Source organism: Actibacterium sp., assembly GCF_041584535.1.
Lineage (GTDB): Bacteria > Pseudomonadota > Alphaproteobacteria > Rhodobacterales > Rhodobacteraceae > Actibacterium_D.
The window spans coordinates 1-3814 of sequence record NZ_JBFHDW010000258.1 but is presented as its reverse complement, the minus strand read 5'-3'; the positions used below and the strand labels follow the sequence as shown (position 1 = coordinate 3814).

Genomic DNA, 3814 nt, shown 5'->3' with positions numbered 1-3814 from the left:
GCATGAGCACCGAGTTCCAATCCCTGATCGGCCGCGCCGCCGACCGCCCGCTGTCGCGCGAGGAGGCCGAGACGGCCTTCCGCATCATGATGGAGGGCCAGGCGACGCCGCCGCAGATCGCGGGCTTCCTGATGGCGCTGCGGACCCGCGGCGAGGCGGTCGACGAGATCGCCGGCGCGGCCTTCGTGATGCGCGAGAAGGCCGAGCGGATCACCGCCCCCGAGGGCGCGATGGACGTGGTCGGCACCGGCGGCGACGCCAAGGGCACGCTCAACATCTCGACCGCGGCGGCGCTCGTCGTCGCCGGCGCGGGCGTGCCGGTGGCCAAGCACGGCAACCGCAACCTTAGCTCGAAATCCGGCGCGGCAGACGCGCTGAGCCAGATGGGCATCAACGTCATGGTCGGCGCCGATGTGGTCGAGCGCGCGATCCGCGAGGCCGGGATCGGCTTTATGATGGCACCGATGCACCACCCGGCAACCAAGCATGTGATGCCGGTGCGGCAGGAACTGGGCTGCAAGACCATTTTCAACATCCTCGGCCCGCTGACCAACCCGGCGGGCGTCAAGCGGCAGCTGACCGGCGCTTTCGCGGTCGATCTGATCTTCCCGATGGCGGAAACCCTTCTGGCCTTGGGCAGCGAAAAGGCGTGGCTGGTGCATGGCTCGGACGGCACGGATGAGCTGACGATCACCGGCAAGACCGATGTCGCGGCGCTGGAAAACGGCAAGATCACCGGGTTCGAGGTCCACCCCGAAGACGCCGGCCTGCCGGTGCATCCGCTGCGCGACATTCTGGGCGGCACGCCCGAGGAAAACGGCATCGCCCTGCGCGCGCTGCTGGAAGGCACCAAAGGCGCCTATCGCGACGCGGTGCTGCTGAACGCGGCCGCAGCTTTGATGGTGGCCGACAAGGTCAGCACTCTGAAGGACGGCGCGGCGATGGCCGCTGAATCGATCGACAGCGGCGCGGCAATGCGCGCGGTCCAGACGCTGGCGAAAATCACCCAAGAGGCCAGCGCATGAGCACCATTCTCGACAAGATCAAAGCCTATAAGCTGGACGAAATCGCCGCTGACAAGGCCGCCAAGCCGCTGTCCGAGGTCGAGGCCGAGGCCCGCGCCGCAAGCCCCATCCGTGGCTTTGCCGCAGCGCTGAAACGGGCGTCGGAAACCGGCTATGGCCTGATCGCCGAGATCAAAAAGGCCAGCCCGTCCAAGGGTCTGATCCGCCCCGATTTTGACCCGCCGGTTCTGGCGCAGGCCTATGAGGCCGGTGGCGCCACCTGCCTGTCGGTTCTGACCGACACACCCAGCTTTCAGGGCGCCAAGGACTATCTGGTTCAGGCCCGCAACGCGACCGCCCTGCCTGCTTTGCGCAAGGATTTCATGTATGACACCTATCAGGTGGCCGAGGCCCGTGCCTTGGGCGCCGATTGCATCCTGATCATCATGGCCTCGGTCTCGGACGCACAAGCGGCCGAGCTTGAAGACGCCGCCTTTGGCTGGGGCATGGATGTGCTGATCGAGGTGCATGACGGCGACGAACTGGACCGCGCGCTTGAACTGAAATCGCCGCTGATCGGCATCAACAACCGCAATCTCAAGACGTTCGAGACCTCGCTCGACACCACCCGCGAGTTGGCCAAGCGTATTCCGGGTGACCGGCTGATCGTGTCAGAAAGCGGGCTGAACACGCCTGCGGAACTGGCCGATATGGCCGCACATGGCGCCCGCTGCTTCCTGATCGGCGAAAGCCTGATGCGCAAGGATGACGTCACCGCCGCCACCCGCGCGCTGCTGGCCAATGCAGTGGTGCCCGCCTGATGGCCGATCTTACGCATTTCGACGGCGAAGGCCGCGCCCATATGGTCGATGTCTCGGACAAGGCCGTGACCAGCCGCGTCGCCGTGGCCGAGGGCTGTGTGAAAATGTCGGCGCAAACCCTTGCCCTGATTACCGAGGGCCGGGCCAAGAAAGGCGACGTTCTGGGCGTGGCGCGTCTGGCGGGGATCATGGGGGCGAAACAGACCTCGACCTTGATCCCGCTGTGCCACCCGCTGCCGATCACCAAGGTCGCCATCGACCTGACCCCCGACGCCGCCCTGCCCGGCGTGCGCATTCAGGCCACGGTCAAGACCACCGGCCAGACCGGCGTCGAGATGGAGGCCCTGACCGCCGTCAACGTCGCGGCGCTGACCATCTATGACATGCTGAAAGCCGCGCAAAAGGACATGCAGATCACCGATATCCGGCTGGTCCTGAAAGACGGCGGCAAATCCGGGCGGTACGAGGCATGAAGCAAGGTCGCGCACTGGAGTTGTACTTTGTAGATGGCACGCCGGACGGGATGATGACCGCCAGCATGTTCAATTGGACGGGACATATCCTCCGTATTCCGCGTACCCGTCTTCCTGACGGTTTACGCCGGCCTGAGGCTTCTCAGACAGGTATCTACATACTTGTCGGAGAAGATAAGGAAGGGCCATTGGCGTATATCGGAGAAGCCGAAAATATGGCTGATCGGCTGCGCCAACATAGCCGTGAGCGCGATTGGTGGGATCAGGCCGTTCTAGTGACAACCACGGGCGACGCGCTTCACAAGGCACATGTGAAGTTTCTTGAAAACCGGCTAATACGAGATGCACGACAAGCGCAAGCCATGCGTTTGGAAAATGGCAACTTGCCAAACGGGGCAAGCCTGAACGAGGCGGCGACCGCAAGCATGGAGAGTTTTCTGGGCAATCTGCATATGGTGTTACCTGCCATTCGCGTGGACGTATTCCGTTCTGGCCGACAGGGCGATACGCGCGACCAGGCCGGTGATGCTTCACGCGCCATTGTTGCTGAGTTCTTCTTGAATGTTCCACGGAAAGGTGGGCAAGCATCCGCCCGCCTTGTGGATGGAAAATTCGTCATTCAGGCTGGGTCTTCGGTCCGCCCGGAATGGGTTGGCGACCGCAGCTACGACACCCATTACTGGAAGTTACACGACAAACTTGTCGCGGATGGGCTTATTTCTCAATCGCAAAATGGCGGCATGCTTGTGGAAGATTACGCTTTTTCCAGCCCGTCTGCGGCTGCTGCGATCGCTACGGGCCGTTCATCGAATGGTCGCACCGAGTGGAAAACCAAAGATGGCCGAACCTATGCGCAATGGGAAGAGGACCAGATCTCGGGAGTATCCTCATGATCTCGGTCGAAGACGCCCTTGCCCGCATCTTTGACCTGACCTCGCCCACGGACATCGAAACCGTGCCGCTGGCATTGGCCGCAGGCCGGGTTCTGGCCGAACCGGCGGTTGCACGACGCGATCAGCCGCCGTTTGATGCCTCGGCAATGGATGGCTATGCGCTGAAATCCGTTGAGGCCGATGTCGATGCGCAATTCATGGTCATCGGCACTTCGGCAGCCGGGCATGGCTTTGACGGCAAGGTTGGCCCCGGCCAGACCGTGCGGATTTTCACCGGCGCCCCGATGCCGCAAGGCGCCGACCGGGTGGTTCTGCAAGAGGACGTCACGGTTTCGGGCAACCTGATCACCCTGAACCACGGGCTGGACGCCGGTCCGCATGTCCGCCCCTCTGGCGCCGATTTCAAGGTCGGCGATCAATTGGACGCGCCGCGCCTCTTGTCCGCCGGGATTGCGCATCTCGGGCAGGGCGGCTCCTTCCTCGAGCGCCGAACAGAGCAGCCGGGATCGGGGCAAGAAGCGCCAAACTGCTCTTCGGCAAGTGATGATGAACCTGGGAGGGCGCAACGATGAGCCTGCGCCCAGAGGCGGCCGATGCCGCGACGAAGGTCTTCGAGATCCTGG

General features: G+C 63.4%; 5 protein-coding genes. All 5 read left to right on the top strand.

Going from position 1 to position 3814, the window contains the following annotated elements; all coding sequences use genetic code 11:
- Positions 1-2: 2 nt before the first annotated feature.
- Genes trpD through ABYW26_RS11810 form a run of 5 tightly spaced genes read left to right on the top strand, consistent with a single transcriptional unit; the run spans position 3 to position 3763 of the window.
- Positions 3-1025, top strand: a complete 1023-nt coding sequence (gene trpD, locus ABYW26_RS11830; RefSeq protein ID WP_372605094.1) for an anthranilate phosphoribosyltransferase — start codon at positions 3-5, stop codon at positions 1023-1025.
- A complete protein-coding gene (trpC, locus tag ABYW26_RS11825) occupies positions 1022-1825 on the top strand; it encodes an indole-3-glycerol phosphate synthase TrpC (protein ID WP_372605093.1) in 804 nt (267 codons plus the stop codon). The genes trpD and trpC overlap by 4 nt, the downstream gene beginning before the upstream one ends.
- Positions 1825-2298 (top strand): cyclic pyranopterin monophosphate synthase MoaC, encoded by a 474-nt coding sequence (gene moaC, locus ABYW26_RS11820; protein WP_372605092.1) that lies wholly within the window; start codon positions 1825-1827, stop codon positions 2296-2298. The genes trpC and moaC overlap by 1 nt, the downstream gene beginning before the upstream one ends.
- Positions 2295-3191, top strand: a complete 897-nt coding sequence (locus tag ABYW26_RS11815) for a GIY-YIG nuclease family protein (RefSeq protein WP_372605091.1) — start codon at positions 2295-2297, stop codon at positions 3189-3191. The genes moaC and ABYW26_RS11815 overlap by 4 nt, the downstream gene beginning before the upstream one ends.
- Positions 3188-3763, top strand: coding sequence for a hypothetical protein (locus tag ABYW26_RS11810; protein ID WP_372605090.1), 576 nt, complete (start codon positions 3188-3190; stop codon positions 3761-3763). The genes ABYW26_RS11815 and ABYW26_RS11810 overlap by 4 nt, the downstream gene beginning before the upstream one ends.
- The last annotated feature ends 51 nt before the right edge of the window (positions 3764-3814 follow it).

Excerpts from the sequence above, each read along its gene's own strand:
- ABYW26_RS11810 (WP_372605090.1), top strand. The coding sequence starts at position 3,188 with ATGATCTCGGTCGAAGACGCCCTTGCCCGCATCTTTGACCTGACCTCG.
- moaC (WP_372605092.1), top strand. The coding sequence starts at position 1,825 with ATGGCCGATCTTACGCATTTCGACGGCGAAGGCCGCGCCCATATGGTC.
- trpD (WP_372605094.1), top strand. The coding sequence starts at position 3 with ATGAGCACCGAGTTCCAATCCCTGATCGGCCGCGCCGCCGACCGCCCG.
- ABYW26_RS11815 (WP_372605091.1), top strand. The coding sequence starts at position 2,295 with ATGAAGCAAGGTCGCGCACTGGAGTTGTACTTTGTAGATGGCACGCCG.
- trpC (WP_372605093.1), top strand. The coding sequence starts at position 1,022 with ATGAGCACCATTCTCGACAAGATCAAAGCCTATAAGCTGGACGAAATC.